The sequence below is a fragment of the Tepidibacter mesophilus genome (genome assembly GCF_002724055.1).
In the GTDB taxonomy this organism is placed as follows: Bacteria; Bacillota; Clostridia; order Peptostreptococcales; family Peptostreptococcaceae; genus Tepidibacter_A; species Tepidibacter_A mesophilus.
The window spans coordinates 1-23,574 of the sequence record NZ_BDQY01000030.1 but is presented as its reverse complement, the minus strand read 5'-3'; the positions used below and the strand labels follow the sequence as shown (position 1 = coordinate 23,574).

Annotated in this window: 20 protein-coding genes, 1 tRNA gene, 1 rRNA gene, 1 other RNA gene and 1 other annotated feature; of the genes, 2 read left to right on the top strand and 21 right to left on the bottom strand. The window is 28.3% G+C overall.

The window, feature by feature from the left end:
• Positions 1 to 125: 125 nt before the first annotated feature.
• Positions 126 to 359, bottom strand: a complete 234-nt coding sequence (locus Tmeso_RS14410; RefSeq protein ID WP_099192433.1) for a glutaredoxin family protein — start codon at positions 357 to 359, stop codon at positions 126 to 128.
• 348 nt (positions 360 to 707) lie between these two features.
• Between Tmeso_RS14410 and Tmeso_RS14405 the strand changes: the two genes are divergently transcribed.
• Positions 708 to 1,820 carry an MGDG synthase family glycosyltransferase gene (locus Tmeso_RS14405; protein WP_099192431.1) on the top strand — a complete coding sequence of 371 codons (1,113 nt, stop codon included), beginning with the start codon at positions 708 to 710 and terminating at the stop codon, positions 1,818 to 1,820.
• A gap of 23 nt (positions 1,821 to 1,843) precedes the next feature.
• Here the strand turns inward: Tmeso_RS14405 and Tmeso_RS14400 are convergent, their stop codons facing one another.
• From Tmeso_RS14400 to Tmeso_RS14310, 19 genes are all read right to left on the bottom strand, one after another.
• Positions 1,844 to 2,095 (bottom strand): hypothetical protein, encoded by a 252-nt coding sequence (locus Tmeso_RS14400; RefSeq protein ID WP_099192429.1) that lies wholly within the window; start codon positions 2,093 to 2,095, stop codon positions 1,844 to 1,846.
• Between the two features lie 320 nt (positions 2,096 to 2,415).
• Positions 2,416 to 3,015 (bottom strand): recombination mediator RecR, encoded by a 600-nt coding sequence (recR, locus tag Tmeso_RS14395; protein WP_099192427.1) that lies wholly within the window; start codon positions 3,013 to 3,015, stop codon positions 2,416 to 2,418.
• Between the two features lie 11 nt (positions 3,016 to 3,026).
• Complete coding sequence (locus tag Tmeso_RS14390; protein WP_099192425.1) at positions 3,027 to 3,365, bottom strand: YbaB/EbfC family nucleoid-associated protein; 339 nt, start codon at positions 3,363 to 3,365, stop codon at positions 3,027 to 3,029.
• 61 nt (positions 3,366 to 3,426) lie between these two features.
• Entirely contained in the window at positions 3,427 to 5,040 is a 1,614-nt protein-coding gene (gene dnaX / locus Tmeso_RS14385) for a DNA polymerase III subunit gamma/tau (RefSeq protein WP_099192423.1), read from the bottom strand.
• A 290-nt stretch (positions 5,041 to 5,330) separates the two neighbouring features.
• Positions 5,331 to 5,595, bottom strand: an RNA gene (gene ffs, locus Tmeso_RS14380) — signal recognition particle sRNA large type.
• A 27-nt stretch (positions 5,596 to 5,622) separates the two neighbouring features.
• Positions 5,623 to 5,713, bottom strand: a tRNA-Ser gene (locus Tmeso_RS14375).
• Positions 5,714 to 6,166, bottom strand: a complete 453-nt coding sequence (locus tag Tmeso_RS14370) for a nucleoside deaminase (RefSeq protein WP_099192421.1) — start codon at positions 6,164 to 6,166, stop codon at positions 5,714 to 5,716.
• 201 nt (positions 6,167 to 6,367) lie between these two features.
• Positions 6,368 to 7,642 carry a serine--tRNA ligase gene (serS, locus tag Tmeso_RS14365; protein WP_099192420.1) on the bottom strand — a complete coding sequence of 425 codons (1,275 nt, stop codon included), beginning with the start codon at positions 7,640 to 7,642 and terminating at the stop codon, positions 6,368 to 6,370.
• Between the two features lie 61 nt (positions 7,643 to 7,703).
• Positions 7,704 to 7,915, bottom strand: a binding site (T-box leader).
• 130 nt (positions 7,916 to 8,045) lie between these two features.
• Positions 8,046 to 8,639 carry a rubrerythrin gene (gene rbr, locus Tmeso_RS14360; protein ID WP_099192418.1) on the bottom strand — a complete coding sequence of 198 codons (594 nt, stop codon included), beginning with the start codon at positions 8,637 to 8,639 and terminating at the stop codon, positions 8,046 to 8,048.
• A gap of 80 nt (positions 8,640 to 8,719) precedes the next feature.
• Positions 8,720 to 9,550: a mechanosensitive ion channel family protein gene (locus tag Tmeso_RS14355; protein ID WP_099192416.1), complete on the bottom strand. Its 831-nt coding sequence runs from the start codon at positions 9,548 to 9,550 to the stop codon at positions 8,720 to 8,722.
• A 43-nt stretch (positions 9,551 to 9,593) separates the two neighbouring features.
• Entirely contained in the window at positions 9,594 to 12,344 is a 2,751-nt protein-coding gene (locus Tmeso_RS14350; RefSeq protein ID WP_099192414.1) for a UPF0182 family membrane protein, read from the bottom strand.
• A gap of 258 nt (positions 12,345 to 12,602) precedes the next feature.
• Positions 12,603 to 14,294 carry a putative bifunctional diguanylate cyclase/phosphodiesterase gene (locus tag Tmeso_RS14345; protein ID WP_187296391.1) on the bottom strand — a complete coding sequence of 564 codons (1,692 nt, stop codon included), beginning with the start codon at positions 14,292 to 14,294 and terminating at the stop codon, positions 12,603 to 12,605.
• 609 nt (positions 14,295 to 14,903) lie between these two features.
• Complete coding sequence (locus Tmeso_RS14340; protein ID WP_099192410.1) at positions 14,904 to 16,202, bottom strand: APC family permease; 1,299 nt, start codon at positions 16,200 to 16,202, stop codon at positions 14,904 to 14,906.
• Positions 16,203 to 16,214: 12 nt separating this feature from the next.
• Entirely contained in the window at positions 16,215 to 16,949 is a 735-nt protein-coding gene (locus Tmeso_RS14335) for a gamma-glutamyl-gamma-aminobutyrate hydrolase family protein (RefSeq protein WP_187296390.1), read from the bottom strand.
• A gap of 377 nt (positions 16,950 to 17,326) precedes the next feature.
• A complete protein-coding gene (locus Tmeso_RS14330) occupies positions 17,327 to 19,345 on the bottom strand; it encodes a sigma-54 interaction domain-containing protein (RefSeq protein ID WP_099192406.1) in 2,019 nt (672 codons plus the stop codon).
• Positions 19,346 to 19,415: 70 nt separating this feature from the next.
• The gene (locus Tmeso_RS14325) at positions 19,416 to 20,414 is read right to left on the bottom strand and encodes a PTS transporter subunit IIC (protein ID WP_187296389.1); all 999 of its coding nucleotides are present in this window, start codon (positions 20,412 to 20,414) and stop codon (positions 19,416 to 19,418) included.
• A 28-nt stretch (positions 20,415 to 20,442) separates the two neighbouring features.
• A complete protein-coding gene (gene nadA / locus Tmeso_RS14320) occupies positions 20,443 to 21,354 on the bottom strand; it encodes a quinolinate synthase NadA (RefSeq protein WP_187296388.1) in 912 nt (303 codons plus the stop codon).
• Between the two features lie 73 nt (positions 21,355 to 21,427).
• The gene (locus Tmeso_RS14315; RefSeq protein WP_099192400.1) at positions 21,428 to 21,952 is read right to left on the bottom strand and encodes a transcription repressor NadR; all 525 of its coding nucleotides are present in this window, start codon (positions 21,950 to 21,952) and stop codon (positions 21,428 to 21,430) included.
• 45 nt (positions 21,953 to 21,997) lie between these two features.
• Complete coding sequence (locus tag Tmeso_RS14310; RefSeq protein WP_187296387.1) at positions 21,998 to 22,438, bottom strand: ACT domain-containing protein; 441 nt, start codon at positions 22,436 to 22,438, stop codon at positions 21,998 to 22,000.
• Between the two features lie 330 nt (positions 22,439 to 22,768).
• On the opposite strand from Tmeso_RS14310, the gene Tmeso_RS16585 reads away from it, so the two are divergent.
• Complete coding sequence (locus tag Tmeso_RS16585) at positions 22,769 to 22,906, top strand: hypothetical protein (protein WP_187296386.1); 138 nt, start codon at positions 22,769 to 22,771, stop codon at positions 22,904 to 22,906.
• Positions 22,907 to 23,434: 528 nt separating this feature from the next.
• Here Tmeso_RS16585 and rrf read toward each other — a convergent pair.
• Positions 23,435 to 23,551: ribosomal RNA gene (rrf, locus tag Tmeso_RS14305) — 5S ribosomal RNA — on the bottom strand.
• Between the last annotated feature and the right edge of the window lie 23 nt (positions 23,552 to 23,574).

The following is a 23,574-nucleotide window of genomic DNA, read 5'->3' as shown; positions in this document are numbered from 1 at the left end:
GCTCAAAATAATTGCAAGTACAGTTCTTCCATCAATGTTATCTACAAAACGAAAATTTTATAATCCCTTAGTATATTAAAATCTTAATAAAAAAAGCTGCGATAAATTTATCGCAGCTTTTTTTATTAAGATTTTAGCATTTTTTCTACTTTATCTTTATCAAATCCTAATACTTCTTCACCTTCTATTAATATAACAGGAACTGACATATATCCCATTTTCATTAATCTTTTTCTAGAAGCAGCATCTTCAGATATATTATACTCTATATATTCTAAATCATTTTTATTAAAATAATCCTTTGCCATAGTACAATATCCACATGTATTACTACTATATATTTCTATCTTCTTATTCATATTGTAATCCTCCTTAAAGCTCTTATATTCTAAAACAATTGTATCTAAATATCTCTTACTTTATATTATATAGATTTCCCAAAATAAAGTTTTAAAACATTTATTTTTTATTTCCATTTAAAAATCTTATAATATATTATAAAATAATCTTACCTCATAAATATAATATGCCCATAAAAAATATAGTTATATATACTTAAAATATGTTATTTTTTATAATGAATAGAATATTATTCATATATAACTTCTATAATGAATTTCAAAAGTCTTCATTTAGAATCTTATACTAACACTTTTTATTGTTAAATACTTGTTTTTATTCTATAATTTTACATAGGAGGATTTACTATGAAAAAAATATTAATACTTTCTGCTTCTACTGGTGGTGGTCATAATAGAGCTGCAAAAGCAATACAAGAAGAATTGTTTGCTAAAAATATAGATTGTGAAATAATAGATAGTTTAAAATTTGTAAGTCCTACAATAGATAAAATAATATCTAAAGGGTATGAAAAATCAGCTATGTACACACCTAAGGCTTACGGTACAATCTATAAAATATCAGATCTTAAAATAAGTAAAAATGAAATAAATAGTAATCTTGTACTTACGTATATGATAAGAAAGTTAAAGAAATTAATAAATACCATGCAGCCAGATGCAATAATAGGAACACATCCATTTCCTTTGATGGCTGTTAGTAATTTGAAAAAAAATAATGTAATAGATATACCCATAATATCAATTCTTACAGATTACACTATACATTCTACCTGGATTCAAGAGGAAGTTGATAATTATATAGTAGGAGATGAATATGTTAAATATTTATTAGAAGAGGAAGGCATATCTAAAGATAAAATATACCCATACGGTATTCCCATTGAAAAATCATTCTTATCAAGCGATGTAGAAGGTATAAAAAAAGAACTTAACTTAGAAGATAAGTTTACAGTTTTATTAATGGGTGGTAGCTTTGGTGCAGGTAATATAAAAGAAGCATTTTTAGATTTATTGAGTATTAACAAAGACTTTCAGATTATAGTTGTTACGGGGAGAAATTCTTCACTAAAAGATAAAATACAAAAAACGTTAGATTCTACAAATACAGATAAACATGTAGTTATTCTTCCATTTACAAATAAAATGAATGATATTTTATCAGTATCTGATATTTTAATTACAAAACCAGGAGGGTTAACTACTACCGAAGCGCTTCTAAAGGAAATCCCTATGATAATACCTTATTATATACCTGGTCAAGAAGGAGAAAACCTAGATTTTTTGCTAAATAGTGGAGTAGCACTTAAAACAACTGAAAAATATAACTTAAAAATCCTAATAACTCTTTTAATGGAAAATCCAAATAGATTAAATAATTTAAAAAGCAATATAAAAAGTTTGAAAAAATTAAACTCATCCGAAAATATATCTAATTTAATAATATCAAAAATTAAATAAAGCAGGCATCTAGCCTGCTTTATTTAATATCTATTGAAATCGGGGTCATAAAAATCTTCCTCATAATCATATTCGAAATTTTTATAGTTATTTTTAAACCCACTGTTTCTTTTATTATTTGGTTTTGACTTTTTAGATTTAGTACTTTTCTTAAGTAAATTTTCTAGTTTTTCTTCACACTCGTAATCATATTTTTCTTGCCCTTTTAATTTTACACTTTCTTTTCTTCTTTTCTTCATAGCCTCATGTTCTTCAGAACTCATAAAGACCTTCATACTTACACCTCTACTTTAATTTTAATATAATAATTTATCATCCAATAAATTATATAAAAATTATACATCAGACATATCTCAATTTCAATAAGTTAGAGTCTTTTTATCTTTAAAAAAATCATATATTTTGCAATATATATATAACATTGAATAATGAGCTTAACTATCAAATATTTTTAAGCAACAGAGTCGTGAGACTTGTTGGCGTCATGAACGTATGTGAATTTTGAGAACAAGGCCTGTTAGGACTCGTCAACAACAGGAAATACATTAGCATGAAACGAATTTTTGTACAAAAAAACCAAGGTATTTAACCTTGGTTATATCTCTCTTCTTCCTTCTAAAGCTTTCGATATAGTTACTTCATCTGCATACTCTAAATCGCCTCCGACAGGAAGTCCATGTGCAATTCTAGTAACCTTTATACCTAAAGGTTTTATAAGTCTTGATATATACATAGCAGTAGCTTCTCCTTCTATTGTTGGATTAGTTGCTAGTATGATTTCCTTAACCGTTTCTTTATTTAGTCTTTGAAGTAATTCCTTTATCTTTATCATTTCAGGACCTACTCCCTCCATTGGAGATATAACTCCATGAAGAACGTGATATTTTCCCATGAATTCTTTAGTTTTTTCCATAGCGGCCACATCTCTTGGGTCTTCTACAACACATATAATATCTTCTCTTCTATTTGGATTGGAACATATATTACAATTAGTAGAATCCGTTATATTGCAGCATACGGAACAGTATTTTATCTGTTTTTTAGCATTTACTAATGCTTCAGATAGTTTTTCTACATCTATCATATTCATATTTATCACATGAAAAGCTAACCTTTGTGCTGTTTTCTTACCTATGCCAGGAAGTTTTGAAAACTCCTCTATGAGCCTTGATATTGGCCCTGAATAAGTTTGCATATTATCACCTACTAAAACATTCCAGGAAGGTTAAGTCCACCTGTTACCTTAGACATTTGAGAATTTACCATCTCATCTGCACTTCTTAAAGCTTCATTGACAGCAGTTAGAACTAAGTCTTGAAGCATCTCTATATCATCAGGATCTACAACTTCTGGCTTTATAGCTATATCTAATATCTCCTTTTTACCATTTACCTTAACTACAACAGCTCCACCACCAACAGAAGCCTCAACTTCTTTCTCTTCAAGTTGTCCTTGCATTTTTTCCATTTCTTTTTGCATTTTTTGAACTTGCTTTAACATATTATTCATATTTCCTCCCATTCCTGGGAATCCTTTTTTAGCCATAATTTATCCTCCTTTAAAAATCACTTTACCCTATATTATAGCATATATTAATTACTATGTTCTAAGTTTCTTTTATAGAGTCCTTTACTTGTATCATCTCTTTTGGGAATACATTTTCTAATATTCTCATGCCTTCATCCTCTTGATCATTTGTTTGACTGGTTGTCATATCTGATTTTAATTCTATTCTTACATTTATATTTTGATCGGTTATATTATTTATAACACTTTTTATATATAATTTTTCGTTATCCCTATTCAATCTATCTTTTATAAATTTAAATTTATCTTCAACCAAAATTATGAGTGTATTTTGATCCATTTCAAAATCATTAATTTCTTTTAACATGGCCTGAATAGACATTTGTTTATCATTTTTCATGTATTCTAATATTTCCGGCCATGCTTTTTCAATTTCAATTATATCTGGATTTTTAATCTTTTTAATTTCTTTAGCATGGTTTTCATTTTTTTTAGATGTATCATTTTTATTGTTTATAGTATTATCATTTTTAGATATACTTACACCATTTTTTATTATGTTTTCTATATTTTGTATTCTATTTAATATAGATTTCTCATCTAATTTAAGTGCAGGCTCAGACAGTTTCATTATAGCTATCTCAACTAGAATTCTAGAATTTGAAGCATACTTTATATTATTTTGAGTATCAGATAATAAGTTAATTATTCTTATTATATTATTTAAATCAACACTTTCAGATTGGTTTTTTAGTAAATCTATAGTCTCTATTGGTAAGTTTATTATTTCATATACTTCATGCGACACTTTACAAACCATTAAATTTCTAAAATGATCTATTAAATCAGTTAAGAACTGTTTTATATCTTTACCGCAAATTATCAGTTCATTCAATAGTTCAAGTGCATGTTTAGTATCTTCTTCTATTATATATTTACTCATATCAAATAAAAAATCTATATTAACAGTTCCAAGAAGATTTACTACATCAGAATATTTAATTTCATTCTCACTATATGATACACACTGGTCTAATATACTCAGAGCATCTCTTAGAGCTCCTCCTGCATTTCTAGCTATTAAATTAAGAGCTTTTTCCTCAACTTCAATGTCTAAATCATTGCATATTTTTTTCATTCGAAGAACTATATCATCTACTTTAACTCTTTTAAAATCATACTTTTGACATCTAGATAATATTGTTGCAGGTATTTTATGTGCTTCAGTAGTTGCAAGTATGAATATTATATAATAAGGAGGTTCTTCTAATGTCTTTAATAAAGCATTAAACGCTCCTTGAGATAGCATATGGACCTCATCTATTATATAGACTTTGTATTTGCCTTTTGTTGGAGGATACTTTACATTTTCTCTTAATTCTCTTATATCATCCACTCCATTGTTAGACGCTGCATCTATTTCAACAACATCCATTATGCTGTCGCTTAATATACCTTTGCAAATTTCACATTCATTACACGGTTCATGATTATTTAAATTCATGCAATTAACAGCTCTTGCAAATATCTTGGCTGTAGATGTCTTTCCAGTTCCTCTTGTTCCAGAAAACAGATATGCATGAGCTATATTGTTGTTATCTATCTGGTTTTTTAGTGTCTTTGTTATATGTTCTTGCCCTATTACATCTTCAAACTTTAACGGCCTATACACTCTATATAATGCCTTATGCATAAAATCACCTCTATGTATATTCATTCTTATCTATTATATACTAAAAAAAAAAAGACTTCTATGGGGGTAAGAAGTCTTTTAAATAGGGGAGAAATTGAAAATATATTTAATTTTCTTCTATATTATTATCATATTTAAGATTTATATACATAAAATATAAATTTTATATATATTTTACAATTAATTTTATCTACTTATATATGTTATCCTAAACTTTAAAATATTATAATTTCTTTGTATTAAAAAAAGTCTCCATTTCAAAATAGAGACTTTACTTTTTATATTAAATGCTGTGCACCATATATTGTTCTAACCCCATAAACGTTACCTAGACAGTTAGCTCAATTTAGGCTGCCCTACGGCACATGAAAGGGATCACTTACCGTTGCTTCCTTCCGGACCTGGCGGAGTTCATGAGCTTTCATTGCGTAGGACCCAAATATCATCGCCACTTATCTAGGGCAGCTCTACAAGTATTAGCCCTCCATATGGAATTCAACCCTGCTATAGCGGATTGCAGGTTACAAGGCACCGCTACCTCCCCGTCTAGCACAGCAAAATTTAAAATCATTTTTAATTTTTTGGCGGAGAGAGCGGGATTCGAACCCGCGATACAGTTTCCCGTATACACGCTTTCCAGGCGTGCTCCTTAAGCCAACTCGGACATCTCTCCCTAACGCTTTCTTAATTTCCTAAAGAAGTTTTTTATAATAGAAGATGTTGCTTCTTCTAATACTCCAAATATTATATCTATATCTTTATTTTTTAGGAAATCTTGTTTTAATTTGAGCTTATATTCAGAATCTACAGTTTTAGTATTTTTTGTTCCAATAACTAAAGTTTTTATTCTAGATTCATTTATAGCTCCTAGACACATAATACAAGGCTCCATAGTAACATATAATTTACATCCTATAAGTCTCCACCCTCCTAGAACTTTAGCGGCTTCTCTTATAGCGAGTATTTCTGCATGAGCTGTTGGATCCTTCATAGTCTCTCTTAAATTATGTGCTCTTGCTATTACTTCATTGTCTTTTACTATAATAGCTCCTATGGGAATTTCTTCTTTTAAATAAGCTTTATAAGCTTCTTTTAAAGCTTCTTTCATGTAAAAAGAATCTTTCATGTTTCCTCCTAAGCTTATATTATACCTATAGGATTTAGATTCAGTATTTATTATTACTGAAGCTGACAAGTTCTATAATATCATATTTATTATGATTTTTCAACTTTTATTGTAATGTTATAAATGTATATTATGTTATTTTCATACATCTTATTCATGATATAGGGTTTAATATTAAACCCTATATCAATTGAACTTTTACTACTTAGTTATTTTTTCTACTCCACCCATATATCCTCTTAACACTTCTGGTATTACTACTGAACCATCTGCTTGTTGATAGTTCTCAAGTACTGCAGCAAGAGCTCTTCCTATTGCAACTCCAGATCCATTAAGTGTATGAACATATTCGGCTTTAGCCTTTTTGTCTCTTTTAAATCTTATTCCTGCTCTTCTAGCTTGGAAATCTTCAAAGTTTGAACAAGAAGATATTTCTACGTATCTGTTATAGCTTGGCATCCAAACTTCTAAGTCATATTTAAATGCAGCTGTAAACCCTAAATCTCCTGTACATATCTTAACTACTCTATATGGAAGTCCTAATAATTGAAGAACCTTTTCTGCATCATTTGTAAGTTTTTCAAGTGTTTCATAAGAATCTTCTGGTTTTACAAAGTGAACTAGCTCAACTTTATTAAATTGATGTTGTCTTACAAGTCCTCTTGTATCTCTTCCTGCAGACCCTGCTTCTGATCTAAAGCATGGTGTGTAAGCACAGTATTGTATCGGAAGAGTATTTCCATCTATTATTTGATTTCTATGAATGTTTGTAACTGGTACTTCTGCTGTTGGAACTAAGAAATATTCTTTTCCTTCTATCTTAAACATATCTTCTTCAAATTTTGGAAGTTGTCCTGTTCCAACAAAGCTGTCTCTGTTAGCCATAAAAGGAGGTAATACTTCACTGTATCCAGCTGTTGTATGAGTATCTAAGAAGAAGTTTATTAAAGATCTTTCTAATCTAGCTCCTAAGTTTTTATATAATGTAAATCTTGACCCTGTTATTTTTGATGCAGTTTCAAAATCTAATATTTCAAGATCTGTTCCTATATCCCAGTGAGCCTTTGATTCGAAATTAAATTTCGTTGGTTCTCCCCATTTTCTGATCTCTACATTGTCGTCATCTGTTGTTCCTTGTGGAACATTTGGGTTAGGTACATTAGGTATTCTCATTAAATTATATTCTATTTTATCTTCTACTTCTTTAACTTTTTCATCTAGAACTTTTATTTCATCAGAAAGTTCTTTTAACTTAGCCATTATTTCTGTAGTGTCTTTTCCCTCTTTTTTAAGATTAGGAATTTTTTTTGATGCTACATTTTGCTCATTTTTCATTTGCTCAACTTCTTGTAAAAGTTCTTTTCTTTGATCATCTAATTCTAATACTAAGTCTAAATCAAAATCTTTTTCTCCACGTCTTGCCATGGCTTTCTTTATACCATCTAAATCAGTTCTTATTCTTTTTATATCTAACATTATTACTCCTCCTTATATTTTGTTTTTTCTTTTTTTTGTAATAAAAAAAGCCCCGTCCCTATAAAGGGACGAAAGCTTATATCTTCCGCGTTGCCACCCTGATTGGTTATTAAAAACCCTCTCAATGTCTTTAACGACGACCACCGTTCAAACTTACTTCAATTCAGCTTGACAGCTCCAGAATGGATTCAAAAGTAACCGACATGAGTTCTCACCAACCACTCACTCTCTGATGACAATTATCTTTTTACTAGTTTCTTTCACAGCTTTTTAAAATTATTATAAACTATTTGTTGTTTATTATACTCACTTTATCAAATTATTTCAAGTATAAATTTATATTTTTTTACTTTTTTCTATAATATCTCTTAAAATACTAGATTTACAACAAACTTGATTATTATTAATAATTTTCACAATGCATCTCGAAATATCCTTGCCCAACCTTACAAACTGGACATAGATTAGGAGCTGAATCCCCTTCATGTATATATCCACATACTCTACACTTCCATAATATAGTTTCCTTCTTTTCAAATACTTCATTATTTTTAACATTCTCAGCAAGCTTTAAATATCTCTCTTCATGCTCTTTCTCAACCTTAGCTATCATATTAAATGAAGCTGCAATAGAGGTAAACCCTTCTTCCTTTGCAGTTTTAGCAAAATGGGGATATAACTTATCCCATTCTTCATTTTCTCCCATAGCAGCATATTTAAGATTTTTTAAAGTTGTATCTATACCAATAGGATATGTAGCAGCAACATCTACAGGTACTGGAAATTCTTCTCCCTCTAATCCTTCTTTTATATGATCAAAGAATATCTCCGCATGTATTTTTTCATTATCCGCAGTCTCTAAAAACAACTCAGCTATTTGATCATATCCCTCTTCACTTGCTATTTCAGAATAGAATGTATATCTATTTCTAGCTTGGGATTCTCCCACAAAAGCCTTCATTAAATTTTCTAATGTTTTAGTTCCTTTTAATTTCATAAAAAATGCCTCCTCTTAATTTAAATTTCTATATAAAATTAAGTGTAGGCATTTTTTATGTTTTTTATTCTATATATGCTTTATTTTTCCACCTTAAGTTGTTTGTGGTATACAACACTTTGAGGGTACGGTATTTCTATTCCATTTTTATCGAATTCATATTTTATTTTTTCCATTAAAATATAATATACATCCCAATAATCAGATGTTTTAACCCAGGGTCTTGCTGCTATATTTATCGAACTATCTGCAAGGGCTTGAACTCCGATTATAGGCTGTGGTTCTTTTAAAATTTTATCCTCTTCATTAAATACTTTTTGAATTATATTTTTTGCTGTTCTTATATCGCTATCATATGATATCCCAAATATAAAATCTATTCTTCTTCTATCCTGTAGTGTAAAGTTTATTATATTATCTGATGTTAATTTCGCATTTGGAACTATTATAGTTTTATTATCTGGAGTTTTTAGTATTGTATTAAACATTTGTATTTCTTCAACACTACCTTCAGTTGACGCTCCTTGTATATAGTCACCCGTTCTAAAAGGCTTAAATATAAGTATCAATATTCCAGATGCAAAATTTGATAGTGTACCTTGAAATGCCAAGGCAACAGCGAATCCAGATGCGCCTATAACGGCAACAAACGAAGTTGTTGACATTCCTAGATTATTAAGCGCTGATACACTTACAAATACTATACATAATACATATACAAGCTGAGAAACAAATGATATAAGAGATTTATCTACATTAGATTTTTTTAAAAATCTTTGAGTTATTCTCTTTATTTTTTTTGAAACAAACATCCCAGCTATAATTATTAATATTGATCCTAGAATATTCATTGAATATTCAGCTATATTCACTTGAACGTCTTTTAGTACCTTTAATGTCTCTATACCCATATCTAATTCTCCTTAAATTGTGATTTTAATTAAAATTTGATGTTTACTTTGCAAGCTTACTTAGTACATCGCCAAGTTCATTTAGATACCTTCCATAAGCTTCAAAATTTCCATCTTTTAAACTACTTCCGGCTTTATTGTATAAATCATTAGCCTTCTTAATCAATTGTTCTTTGTCTAAATCGACATTAGATTCATCTGTATTTTTATCTATTATAACATTCTGATTGTCTGATTTGAACATGGTATTTAATGCCTCTTCCAGAGTATTCTTCATAACTACCTTGTCTTTGTAAGCTATGAATATTTTTTCTACTGCTGGTATACTGTTTTTTGAATCAGATTTAATATATAAAGGTTCAACATATAATATAGAATTTTCAATAGGTATAGTAAGTAGTGTTCCCCTTATTACAGTAGAACCTCCTGTATTCCATTGAGTTAAATCCTTGGATATTTCAGGATCTTTATCAATTTTTGCCTCTATTTGCTCTGGTCCTAATATATTTTTATCTTTAGGGAACTTATACACTATAAGCTGACCATATTTGTCTTCATCATTTCTTGCAACAAATAATGCAGTCATATTTTGTTTGGTCTGAGGTGTATATGGTATAGTAAGTAAAAATTCTACCTCATCCTCATTAGGTAGTTTGAAAGTTATATAAGTTGATTCTATATCTAGAGATTCATCTTCCTGTTTACTTTGAGTATTTTTAGATTTTTTAGCTACTTCCCACTTGTCTTCCTTATTATAAAATACCTCTGTATTTTTCATATGATAAGTCTCATATATCTTAGCTTGTATATCAAATATAGTTTGAGGATATCTTATATGTTTTTTTATATCATCAGGCATATCCTCCATAGACTTAAATAAATCTGGGAATATCTTATTATACGTATTTATCATAGGATCCTTTTTATCAGCTATATAAAAATCTGTAGTTCCATCATACGCATCTATAACAACTTTAAATGAATTTCTTATATAATTTATACCATTATCTGAGTATGGCTGAGAGTATGGATATTTAGATGTATAAGTATATCCATCTATCATCCAGTACATTTTGCCCCCAGATAAAACTAAATATGGATCATCATCAAATGATAAAAACGGAGCTATTTTTTCAACTCTTTTGGTTATATTTCTATTAAGTATTATCTTACTGTTAGAGTCTATGCTTCCAGCTACTAAGAACTTTAAACTTTTCTGGTTTATGCTATATAAAATCCTATTGAGAGTAGTAAGATTTATACCTGCTTTTCCATCATATTCAGAAAAAGCATTAGTTTCACCTTTAGGATAGTCAAATTCTTTTTCTGAAGTATTTGTTACTATATACTCATCGGTAAGTTCTCCAAAGTATATCTCGGGTCTTTCAACATTTAAACCTTTAACTAAAGATACAGGAGGTATGTCTTTTATAACCATCTTAGGCTCTCCACCAGGTGTTATTTCATTTACCGGGGACATAGTAAGTCCATATCCATGAGTATATTTTATATGTTTGTTAAGCCAAGTTTTTGCTTGTTCATCTAATTTATTTTGGTTTATCTCTCTAGCAGATAAAAATACTTGATTTAACTTACCGTCAATCATGTATCTGTCAATATCTACATCATTGAAATTGTAATAAGGTCTTAATGTTTGAATCTGATTATACGTTTCTTTAGTTGGTCTGTAATCATTTATGCTTATATTACTCAAGGTCTGTTCATTTTTTAATATATCTTCTATAGTTATATTTTGTTCAGCTAAAAAATTTTCTTCTTTTACTTCATTAAGATTATATGCATTCTTAGTGTAATTTATATTGTACTCTAAGAATTTCCTTTCTTTTGCTATCTCATTTGGAGATACTATGAAGTTTTGCACCCCAGTTTGAACTATAGAAGAACCTATGCTTATAATAATTAAAATTATAGGTCCTATAAGTACTGTTCTTAGCTTTCTTTTCTTATAAGCTATTACAACAAATACTGCTGATACTAATGCCACTATTGCAGATAATCTGTACATCCATAGGTTTATATTTACATCCGTATAACTTGCACCGTACGCTACTCCTCTTGGAGAATACAGCAGTTCAAACGATCCTAAATAACTTTTGATAGCTATTATTATAAAGAATGCAACCCCTATAACTGCTATTTGGTTTAATGCAAGATTTATTACATTTTTCAATGTATCTCCTATATTAGACATATCATGTAAATTTCTAATATTATCATCAAACTTATTTTCTTTCTTGAATGATGCTAACATTAGATAATATACAATAGTTATTATAAACAAAAATACTAATAACCCTACTATTATATTTAATATTTGATTTATTAAAGGTAGCTTAAACACATAAAACGAAATATCATTATTGAATATAGGATCCTTTATATCGAATGATGTTGCGTTTTTAAATTGAAGTATTTCCATCCATAAGCCGGATGATATTCTCAAGCTGAAAAGTATAGATATAACAATCGTTCCTAAAAAAGTTATTATTTTTATAGGTTTTTCCTCTTCTTTAGAAGTTACTACATTCATATGTAGATAATAACTTTTCTTTATACTTATTAAATATATATATATTAGCACCCCTAATACAAAGAATATAGGAACTGCTATATATAATTTTGAAAATATTTGTTTTATAAAAGTAGATGTGTATCCAACTTCTTTAAACCAATTGTAGTCAGATAGAAAAGTAATTATTCGAGAAAAAAATCCAACTACTGTCACTATAACTAACACAAATAACGCTGTAAGTATGTTTTTAGATTTACTCACATGTATCCCCCTTCCGAATCTTAAATTTTATTTCTACGTGTTAAATATTTCATATATTAAATTTTATTACTAGTATACCAAAAAATATATTGATTATATACTTAAATGCAGTATATAATCAATATATTTTTCGACTTATATGTTTTTTGAATGTTTTTATTAGATGAATTGAGTTTAAATTTATCAAAAATATGTAAGTTTCGTACTTTAAAATCATAATTTGTAATTTCCTAGGAAATAAAAGCGATCTAACTTAAGTTAGATCGCTTTTATTTTTTCTATATTTTCAGTTAGCATAACTTCAATCTCATCTGCAGGGAGTGGTTTGCTAAATAGATAACCCTGATATTCCTCGCAATTCAAATTATTTAAAAGACTTAATTGTTGTTCTGTCTCAACGCCTTCTGCCAATACTTTCAGTTTTAATGCTTTAGACATATCAATTATAGCTTTAATAATAGAGCTATCTATATTATTAGAACAAATCTTATCAACGAATGATTTATCTATTTTTAATACATCTATTGGAAACTCTTTCAAATAACTCAACGATGAATATCCCTTTCCAAAATCATCTAATAATATTTTTATTTCTTTCTTTCTTATTTGTTCCAAAATGTTATAAGCATATTTCTTATCTTTCATAGCTGCTGTTTCAGTAATTTCAATACTTATATACGATGATATAACCCCTGTATTTATCAATGTAGACTCTAATCTATCAAGAAAATCATTTTCATAAAATGTTTTACCCGAAATATTTACAGAAATATTTTGTGGAGTTAAACCTTTGTTTAGCCATTCTTTAATCTGTAGACAAGATAATTCTAATATGTGTTCATCTAGTTTTTTAATTAGACCAGTTTCTTCCGCTATCGGGATAAAATTATTTGGATAAATCAACCCTTTTTCAGGGTGTTTCCATCTTACTAAAGCTTCTAATCCAGTAATCTTATTTGTTTTGATATCAACTTTAGGTTGATAATGAAGAATGAATTCTTTTTTCTGTAGTGCAATTCTAAACCTCTGTGCAATTTCAAGATTTTTATCCATTTGTTCACTCATTGTATAATTATGAAACTCATAACTATTTCCTTGATTTTCTTTAGCTTTATACATTGCCATATCAGCATTTTTAAATAAAATTTCTACATTATTCCCATTATCAGGAAATTTTGAAATTCCGATACTACAAGTAATATTGAACTCTTTTTCTTTTAATATAAACGGTTTTTCAAAAATATTTATAATATTTTTAACGATATGGACTACCTCATTAGATTGATTAATATCATTTAATATTAATATAAATTCATCCCCACTTGAACGAGCAATTGCATCTTCTTCTGTAACAATTAATTTTAATCTATTCGCAACTTGTTTTAGAATATAATCTCCAGCACTATGCCCTAATGAATCATTTATTAATTTAAATTTATCTAAACCGATAAATAAGATTCCTAATTTAGTATTATTTTTTAATGCTTTTTCAATAGATTCTGTTATTTTATTTTCTATAGCTCTTCTATTAAGTAAGTTAGTCAGTGAATCACTAAAGGCTAAATGCTTTAATTCTTTTAAAATCTCATTTTTTTCATCAATATTTTTATAAAACCCATATACTATAAATATTATTCCTAGTGCGAAAAAAAACTCTTCAAATATAGTGTGTTGCCAACTAGGAAATGAAATAAAATTAAGTTCATCTAGAGAATCATTAAATATTGAAATTGCAAAAATTCCACATCCAATACTTAATGATTTTATTTTAGTTTCTAGTGAAATAACAAATCCAATTACAATTACAATAAAGCATATTCCTTCAATTATAAAATCAATTCTATTTATATCAAAATTATGTTTTATTAATAAATGAGTCATTAATAAAAATATTGACAATAAAAAAACAAATATTTTTATAATATTTTTTTTGCAATTTTTATCCTTCATACGCATTCTCCTATGTAAAATTTAACATCTTTAATTAGGTAAAATTCACAATAAAACTTTACACGCTATACATTCTAACGAGTTTATGTAGTAACAAAAAAGTTATTCCTTATTAATAAATATCATAATTTCAGGTTAAATGCAATTAAATAATAAACAACATTATTTAAATACGATTATTGGTATTTAAATAATGTTGTTTATTATTTAATTACTTCATTATCTAGTATATCTTCATCTTTTCAACACAAAAAAGCTAATCCTTAAATTTATTTTTAAGAACTAGCTTTTTTATGTTGATTTATTATGTGAACTATTCATTCTTTGGTGGACTCACTCCTTTATCTTTAATATTCTTTAATCGTTTGTAATTTTATATATTTTTCTTTAATCACCCCTTATAAGAATTTTTATTTTCTTTTAATTTATTATATTTTCTTTAGTGTTATCATCTCCTGTCTTTATGTATTTGTTAATATTATTATATCACAAATTTTATAGATTTCAAGACTTTTATTAGAATTTTCTGAATATTTTTATGGTAATTTTCTTGAAAATAAAGCTTATTAAAATTATATAATTTTAATAAGCTTTATTTTTGATTAACTTTTAATCTTTTATAGTTTCTTTTTCGTTGGATTTCTTCATTATTAAATATATAGGAACCCCTAGTATAAGACCTCCCAGTCCCCACATAATCTTTTCCATTGTAGTTTGAGTAAGTAGCCATCCACTTACAGCAACAGCTATTACAGGAATTACTGACCCAAAAGGAACTCTAAATGTACTTTGAAGGTCAGGTCTTTTCTTTCTTAATACTATAACAGCAAGGCATGTTGGAACATATTGAGCGAATCTTGATACAACACTTATAGCTGCAAGTTTTGCAAAGCTTCCAGATAAAGCAAGCGGTATCGCAAGCCCAACAGTTATAACTATGGCAAGCGTTGGTGTTCCAAACCTTCCATTTTTAGCTATTACCTTTGGAATTAATCCATCTTCTGCAAGAGCTACTCCGGACCTTGGCGTTATGAATGATGCCGCTATATTTATTCCACCTATTGATATTAATGTTCCAGCTGTAACTATTGCTCCACCTACTGGTCCTAAGAATATTTTTGCGGCATCAGCTACAGGTGTTGCTGTGTTTGCAAGATCTGTTCCTAATACCCCTATGGACACGGCTTGTATTAATAAATAAAATACCGATACTATTGCAAGAACTGTTATTATAGCTTTTGGTATATTCTTTTGAGGATTTTCCATATCCTCTGCTGCAACTGCTATAGATTCAAAGCCTGTAAATGCATAAAATATTAAAAGTGCTGATGAACCAAATGTTCCTGCTTCATAAGTTCCTGATGGAAACATTGGTGTGAAATTTGATCCCTTTATAAAGAAAATTCCAACTACAACGAACATAATAAGAGGAATTAACTTTCCTAAAGTTATAATATTATTCATCATCTTAGATATATTTACTCCTAATATGTTAAGAGCTCCAAGTCCTATTAGTATAGTAAGTATTATTGCATTTTTTATTGTTGGGTCTTGAGTTTGAGGAAATATATTGCCAAGTGCTGTTGTAAATGCAACTGACATAGCAGCCCAAGCTATTATACTTATAGCCCATTTCATAAACCCTACTTCAAATCCTATAAAATCTCCAAACGCCTCTTTAGCGTAAACATAAGGCCCTCCATTTTTCTTAAACATACCTCCAACCTCTGCAAAACAAAGAGCAATACTTACAACAAGTAGCATATCAAATAATATAACCCACATACTAGCAGGTCCGATAATACTCATAGCTTTATTTGGAAGTAAGAAAATACCAGAGCCTATTATAGCATTAATTCCCAAAAGTACTATACTCCAAAAACCAAACTTCTTTTTCGTTTGTTTCATTATGTATACCTCCTATTTTTTAGATTCTTCTACTAGTCTTTTAAATATACCTTGCATTTTAGAATTATTTTTACTCATCATCTCAGGGTGCCACTGAAAACCTACAACAAAAGTATCCCCATCTTTTTCGATAGCCTCTATTACTCCATCTTTAGCTCTTGCACAAACATTAAATCCCTTAGCTACATCTTTAACTGCTAAATGGTGAAAACTGTTGACCTTAAATGTATTTCCTATAATACTACTTAACTTACTTCCCTTTTCTACATCTACATTATGAGTTGCAACATCTGATTGGTTTCCTTGCCAATGTTTTATGTAACAACCATCTATAAATGATAAATCTTGGTATAAGCTTCCTCCATTTGCTACATTAAGTATCTGCATACCTCTGCATATTCCTAATATAGGAATATCTTTTCCCATAGCATATTCTATAAGCCTATAATCAAACTCATCCCTTTTAGGATATATCTCTCCTAATTTTTGAGTGGGCTCTTCATTATAAAGTAAAGAATCTACATCATGTCCTCCTGAAAGAATCAATCCATCGATAGTTTCTACTTGCTGTTTGATAACTTCATCACACTCTCCCATAGGTATTATAAATGGGATTCCACCTGCTCTTATTACAGACTGTATGTAGTCATTATTAACATAAGATCTTTCATATCCTGGGAACATTCCTCCACTATCAATCATCATGCTTCCTGAAATTCCTATTATCGGTCTCTTGCTCATATACATACCTCCTTTATAATATTATTATCAGCAATATATATGCCAGTTTTTTCATTTTTATTATATTTTAAGTTCATAATATTTAATTTATATATATAATAGGCAGGAGGAACTTAATGTATGTTCATCTTAATTGTCGAAAAATTCATATAGTCATAATTTGTATACATCTCTAAATTACAGGTTTTAAAGTGTTTAATTATTTTGATTCTATTGATTTTTTTTATTAAAAATTTATCAATATTTCAGTAACTACAATCTCTTAATTTTTGTAATAAAAAAATCAACTTCAAAATAATCTACCTCAAAGTTGATTTCTAATAAAAAAAAATTCTCAATTTATTATTTATTATTGTAAAATAAATAGGTTGAATAAATCAATTTTAAAACCTATTTTCTAACCTATTTATAACTTGATTCCCCTTATAGGTTATCTTGCTACCTACTCTTCCAACGTGCGAAGATATTATATTTAACCCATTTAATTTAACTAATATTTTCCTTATTTCACTTTCATTTATATTGAATCCTTGAAGCTTCATATACTTATATAAATTACTTCGTCCAGATGTTTTGTTCAAATTATTATGCTCTTTTATAGCTTTAAGTATTTTTAATACTTTATATAAATCAACGTCAGACTGTATTATATTGATTTCTTCATCTACATTTTGATATGATTTTAGTATATATAAAGGAAGATTAGTCTCATTTACTATCTCTTCACTCATTATAGATATATATGATGCTACATTTTTTATTTCTCTTATATTACCTGGCCATCTATAATTGGACAATATATCTTTTACACTATCTTCTAACTCAAGTTTTTTATTCATATAAAAATATATAAGAGGAATAATATCATCTTTTCTATGTCTAATAGGAGGTATTTCTATTGGTAAAACATTTAGTCTGTAGTATAAATCTTCTCTAAAATTATTCCTTTTTATCTCTTCTATCAAATTTTTATTTGTAGCTGATATTACTCTAATATCTATATTAACAAGATTTTCAGATCCAATCCTCATAACCTGTCTTTCCTGTAATACTCTTAGTAGTTTTGTTTGAAGACTCGTAGGCATATCACCTATTTCATCTAAAAATATAGTTCCATTATGTGCTTGTTCAAACAGACCTTTTTTACCTTCTTTTAATGCTCCAGTGAATGCTCCTTTTTCATAACCAAATAATTCACTCTCTAAAAGGTTTTCAGGAACAGCTGCACAATTTATAGCTATAAATGGCTGATTTTTTCTGTCGGATTCATTATGTATAGATTGAGCTAAAAGTTCTTTTCCAGTACCACTTTCTCCTGTTATTAATATCGTAAGATCTGATTTTGCTAGTTTCTTAGATAAGTTTACACAGTTTTTCATTATATTTGAATTAGTTTTTATGTCTTGAAATCTATATCTAGCTATCTGACCTTTTTGCTTTAATTGCTTACTTAAGTTTTGCTCTAATTTTTTAATGTATGTTATCTCTTGAATATTGAAATATACCCATACTTTTTCTTCAAAATATTTCATATAGTATTTACTTACATTCAAATGTTTATCATTAAATTCTATTAACTTATTTGAGAATTCTCCAGAATCTATCTTTTTCTTCATACTTTCATCGAATACATCTCCTATGTTCATTCCTATTACATCATAGTTTATATCGAATATTTTTTTGGCTGCTTCATTGAATACCGAAATTTTATTACTTTTGTCAATAACTACTATACCGTCATTAGAAAAGTTTATTATATTATCTAGCTCTTCACTTTTTGAAAATAATTCTTTATATTTATCTTTTATTCCATTATCTAAACTAACTATAGACTCTGTATATTTTATAAGTTTTTTTCCAACCTTCTTATCCTCTATTCCTAGTTTATTCATAATTTCTATGAATGTAGATACATCTATTAGTCTATGGCCAAGATCTATTATTTTATTTATATGTTGTGGAACTTTTCTCTTTTCTCCTGGAGTTATAGCTACTTTAATATTACTGTATTCTTTGTCATTTTCATAAGGAATCAAGTTCAAATGGTTTACTCCTATTTTATAAAGCATAGATATTGTTTCAAGAGTAGTTTGGTTAATATCATTTATGACCAAAACATCTATATTTGCAGGTATCTTAAATAATTTATATATTACTTTTTCGCTTATAGTTCTATTTATAACTACTACATTTTCTATATTTTTCATATACTGTTTTATTTTAATGGCTTTTTCATCTAACATAACAAGAACAATATCATCATTTATATATTCACCTTTTTTAAGTTCATTTAAATAATAATTATTTATATTAACATAGTCTTTGAATACCATGTTCAGATTTTCTTTTAAGAAGTCTGCTAATTGTGAATTAGTATCTGTTATTATACCTATATTCTTCATAGTTTATGCTCCTTTAATAGATTGTAGTTATTATAACTATTATAATCTATAAAGGAGCATAAAGTGAAACTTAATTATTAATCTTCATATCTCCATCCTTAATATATCTCTTGTTTCTCATAAACTCAGACACAACAAGATTAATAACAGCCGGAAGTACAAAATGAAGAATTATTATACTAGGCATAGATGATTTTCCCATAACTGCTATAGTCGATATTTGACCAACAAGTCCACTAGTTCCCATACCTGCTCCTATACTATTAGTTTTCATGTGAAACACAGTAGTAGCCAAAGGCCCTATTATAGCACTTGCTATTATAGGAGGTATCCATATCAGTGGATTTTTTATAAGGTTTGGAACTTGTAGCATCGATGTTCCTAGACCTTGAGATATAAGACCTCCAATTTTATTTTCTCTATAAGATGCAACTGCAAATCCCACCATCTGACAACAGCATCCAACTAAAGCTGCTCCTGCTGCCAATCCATTAAGACCAAGTGCAATAGATAAAGCAGCTGAACTTATAGGAAGTGTAAGTATTACTCCCATAGTCACAGATACCACGATTCCCATAGGTATTGGCTTTAACTCTGTTGCTCTATTTATGAAACTTCCTATAGCACTCATCATAGAAGATAATACTGGAGCTATAAATACTCCAACGAATCCACCAATTATAATAACAACAGCAGGAATTAAAACTATATCAATACTAGTTTTCCCTGATATTAATCTTCCTACCTCAGCTGCTATTAATGATGCTATGAAAGCTCCAACAGGATCTCCTATTCTAAGTGCTGCTACACCATCTGTAATATTAACACTTCCAGCCCCTATAGCTCCAGTTATTAATGATGCGAATATTACAAGGGGCGGAGCTCCTATTGAATACGCAACACCAGCCCCAATAGCAGGTCCCATCATGTATTGAGCTATTTTCCCAAATAAAACTATATTATCAAATCCCGAAATATCTCCTATTTGCTTTAATATAAGTCCTATTATAAGTGAGCTAAAAAGACCTAATGCCATACCATTCAATGTTTTAGTCAAATATTCTCTCATACAAATTCTCCTTTATATAAGTTTCACTTTATAAGTGCTTCATCATATTGTCTATGCTATTTAATGCCTTTAATTTCACATTCTCATCTATTTCTATTACTTCCCCTTTACCTTCAGTTATGCATCTATGCACATCTTCTAATGATGTTTTTTTCATATTCATACATATAAGAGTTGGAGATAATAAATCAAATTTTTTGTCTGGATTTAATCGCCTTAATACATGAAGTATTCCCGTTTCTGTTCCTATTATTACCTTATTATCTTTTAAATTTTTAACATACTCTATTATTTGAGACGTAGATCCAGCATAATCAGCAAGCTTTATTACATCTTCTTTACACTGTACATGAACTATTATAGGTCTATCAGGGTGTTTTTGCTTGACATTTATCATTTCTTCCTTAGTAACTTTATCATGTATAGTGCAATGTCCTGTCCATGACATTACATTTTTATTCTTAATTGTTTTAGATATATAATTACCTAAATTCATATCTGGAGCAAACAATATATTTTCGCTATCTAATCTTTCTATTATTTCAACAGCTTTTGATGTGGGCACACATATATCTGATATAGCCTTTAAGTTAACTTGAGAGTTAAGACTTGATACTATAGTAAATTGGGGATGCATATTTTTAAAGCTTATTAATTCTTCAATATTAATTTTTTTATTCATAGGACATATAGCTTCAGATACTGGTATAATTACATTTTTATCAGATACAATTTTTAATGTTTCACCTAAGCTTTTAACTCCACACGAAATTATAGTTTTACAATCAATGTTTTTAGCAGCTTCAATCAATTGTAAATAATCTCCTACATGGTCTGCAATCTGTTGAATTTCGTAATTTTGATAGTTATGTGCAAGTATCTTTATATCTTTTTCTTCTTTTATTTTAATTATCTCGTCTATCATGTTTTTATCCTTCATAGAATATTCTCCTAATCTCATAGTATTGGTGTGTACTCTTCTGTCTTGTCACTTTTTTCTAAAATATATCACTTTATTTATTTTTTAGCAAGTATCCCTTTTTATCCAATTCCTTAATTATACCTTGATATACATTTTCATTTTTAACCTGTATAGTATGATAATGTATTCCATTTGTCAAACTAGACATCAGCTTTGAATCTTTTCTTCTAATTTGATCTACAAATTCATTTAATTCTTTTCTTGAGGCTATATTTATAATTCCTCTTATCTCTCCATATACTGGATGCTCGACTATTACATCTAATACTTTAGCCCCCATATCTATTATAATCTCTAATTCTTCTTTTATCTCATCTATGCCGCAATGATGATTAGACATTATAACCTTTATCATATCTTCCTTTACTATAGATGGTATTATATATCCTTGTGGAGTTGCCATTATATTGATTCCTTTAGCTCTAAGTATTGCTATATCCTGAACTATAACTTGCCTGCTTACATTTAAATCATATGCAAGTTTAGCTCCCTTTATTGGATCAGAGCTTTCTTTCAATATTCTCTCTACAGCTTCTCTTCTATCTAATGTATCCATTAAATCACCTCTTATTTTTTTAATCTCCCCCTTTTTATTAAGTTTTTATTCTCTTGCTAATATTTGTAAACTACATACTCCTTTTATCTCTTTGACCTTCTCTATAACATCATCTATTGATACTTCCATATCTTTAGTGTCTACAGTTAAACTTAAGCTCGCTACATCATTTATAGGTATATTTTGATTTATAGTAATTACATTACATCCAAAATCAGCTAGTCTATTAAGCATTCCCGACAAGACACCTTTAGTATGATCTAGAAATACAGAGAAAGTAACTATGTTGCCTAGTTGGTCATTACTACTTAAAAAAACATAGTCTTTGTATTTATAGAATGCACCTCTGCTTATACCTACTATTTTAACAGCCTCTGTTACTTGATTAACTTTACCAGAGCTTAATATTTTCTTTACCTCAATAACTTTTCTATATACATCCGGCACAACTTCTTCATCTATTAAGTAAAATATTTTTTTAGTCAAATTTAATCCTCCTTGTCTAATTCTAATGAACAAGTATATTTCATATATAATATTTTTAAGTAACATTATATATTTTTCCCAATTTAACAATATAATTTTATTTTTTTATTATTTATTTTTTATAAAGATACTATCATATCTCCTAGGGGGAGATTTATTCTTGCATATCTTAATTTTACTAAACTTTAGAGTATAAAAAAACGTTTATTTGAAAATTTTTATTTTATATTTTTTAATTCTAAACTTCTATTGATAATATATACATTTAATCTTTACTGTAATTATATGTTAATATAATAATATAGATATATCATCTGGAGGTCATTTAATATGGGATTAATAATAGCAGTTCTGACTTTATTACTATTATTTTTTATAGGATTTTTAGTAGATTTAAATTCAGATATTAAATATATAAAAAATAAAATAGCTAAAATCGAAAACTTCATAGATAAAATGGATAAATAATAAAAATCTAGGAGAGAATTATGAATGAATAAATTAATTAAAGTTTTATAAAAAAGATATAACTTCTAATTAACAAAAGTTATATCTTTTTTATTTATTAGTCTTTACTATATTTTTTAATCTTTAGCTTTATTTGTATATTCAAATACTAAAAAAGATGATTATTTAAATGTTAGTGAATCTTTTGAATAGATTTCAATACAACTTATGTTGTATCGTTTAAATATGCGTTAAAAAACTTCTTATGTCTGAGCATAAGCGAGTTTAACAAGTTTTAGTATATTTAATAAGATACAATACTTAGTTCTATAAACCTATTTAACACATTCACCGTATTTAAATAAGCACCATTTTCGATTAACCACTATACAAAAAATAAAAAATTCGTCTACTCGCTACGCGGTGACTCATGTCGCCAACGATCCCTAACGGGCTCCGTTGCTTAAAAATAGTTGCAAGTATAGGTTTTCAACCAATGTTATCCATAGATTCAAAATCATATAGTTTCCTATACAATAAAAAAAGATTACGTGGCTACGTCCTACTCTCCCAGGAGGCTGCCCTCCAAGTACCATCGGCGCTAAGGAGCTTAACTTCTGTGTTCGGAATGGGAACAGGTGTATCCTCCTTGCTATAATAACCACATAATCTTTATTTTGTTGTAAATC

Bases quoted from the DNA above. Each gene is read 5' to 3' on its own strand.
- Tmeso_RS14410 (WP_099192433.1), bottom strand. From the start codon at position 359: ATGAATAAGAAGATAGAAATATATAGTAGTAATACATGTGGATATTGT.
- Tmeso_RS14405 (WP_099192431.1), top strand. From the start codon at position 708: ATGAAAAAAATATTAATACTTTCTGCTTCTACTGGTGGTGGTCATAAT.
- Tmeso_RS14400 (WP_099192429.1), bottom strand. From the start codon at position 2,095: ATGAAGGTCTTTATGAGTTCTGAAGAACATGAGGCTATGAAGAAAAGA.
- recR (WP_099192427.1), bottom strand. From the start codon at position 3,015: ATGCAAACTTATTCAGGGCCAATATCAAGGCTCATAGAGGAGTTTTCA.
- Tmeso_RS14390 (WP_099192425.1), bottom strand. From the start codon at position 3,365: ATGGCTAAAAAAGGATTCCCAGGAATGGGAGGAAATATGAATAATATG.
- dnaX (WP_099192423.1), bottom strand. From the start codon at position 5,040: ATGCATAAGGCATTATATAGAGTGTATAGGCCGTTAAAGTTTGAAGAT.
- Tmeso_RS14370 (WP_099192421.1), bottom strand. From the start codon at position 6,166: ATGAAAGATTCTTTTTACATGAAAGAAGCTTTAAAAGAAGCTTATAAA.
- serS (WP_099192420.1), bottom strand. From the start codon at position 7,642: ATGTTAGATATAAAAAGAATAAGAACTGATTTAGATGGTATAAAGAAA.
- rbr (WP_099192418.1), bottom strand. From the start codon at position 8,639: ATGAAATTAAAAGGAACTAAAACATTAGAAAATTTAATGAAGGCTTTT.
- Tmeso_RS14355 (WP_099192416.1), bottom strand. From the start codon at position 9,550: ATGGGTATAGAGACATTAAAGGTACTAAAAGACGTTCAAGTGAATATA.
- Tmeso_RS14345 (WP_187296391.1), bottom strand. From the start codon at position 14,294: ATGAAGGATAAAAATTGCAAAAAAAATATTATAAAAATATTTGTTTTT.
- Tmeso_RS14340 (WP_099192410.1), bottom strand. From the start codon at position 16,202: ATGAAACAAACGAAAAAGAAGTTTGGTTTTTGGAGTATAGTACTTTTG.
- Tmeso_RS14335 (WP_187296390.1), bottom strand. From the start codon at position 16,949: ATGTATATGAGCAAGAGACCGATAATAGGAATTTCAGGAAGCATGATG.
- Tmeso_RS14330 (WP_099192406.1), bottom strand. From the start codon at position 19,345: ATGAAGAATATAGGTATAATAACAGATACTAATTCACAATTAGCAGAC.
- Tmeso_RS14325 (WP_187296389.1), bottom strand. From the start codon at position 20,414: ATGAGAGAATATTTGACTAAAACATTGAATGGTATGGCATTAGGTCTT.
- nadA (WP_187296388.1), bottom strand. From the start codon at position 21,354: ATGAAGGATAAAAACATGATAGACGAGATAATTAAAATAAAAGAAGAA.
- Tmeso_RS14315 (WP_099192400.1), bottom strand. From the start codon at position 21,952: ATGGATACATTAGATAGAAGAGAAGCTGTAGAGAGAATATTGAAAGAA.
- Tmeso_RS16585 (WP_187296386.1), top strand. From the start codon at position 22,769: ATGGGATTAATAATAGCAGTTCTGACTTTATTACTATTATTTTTTATA.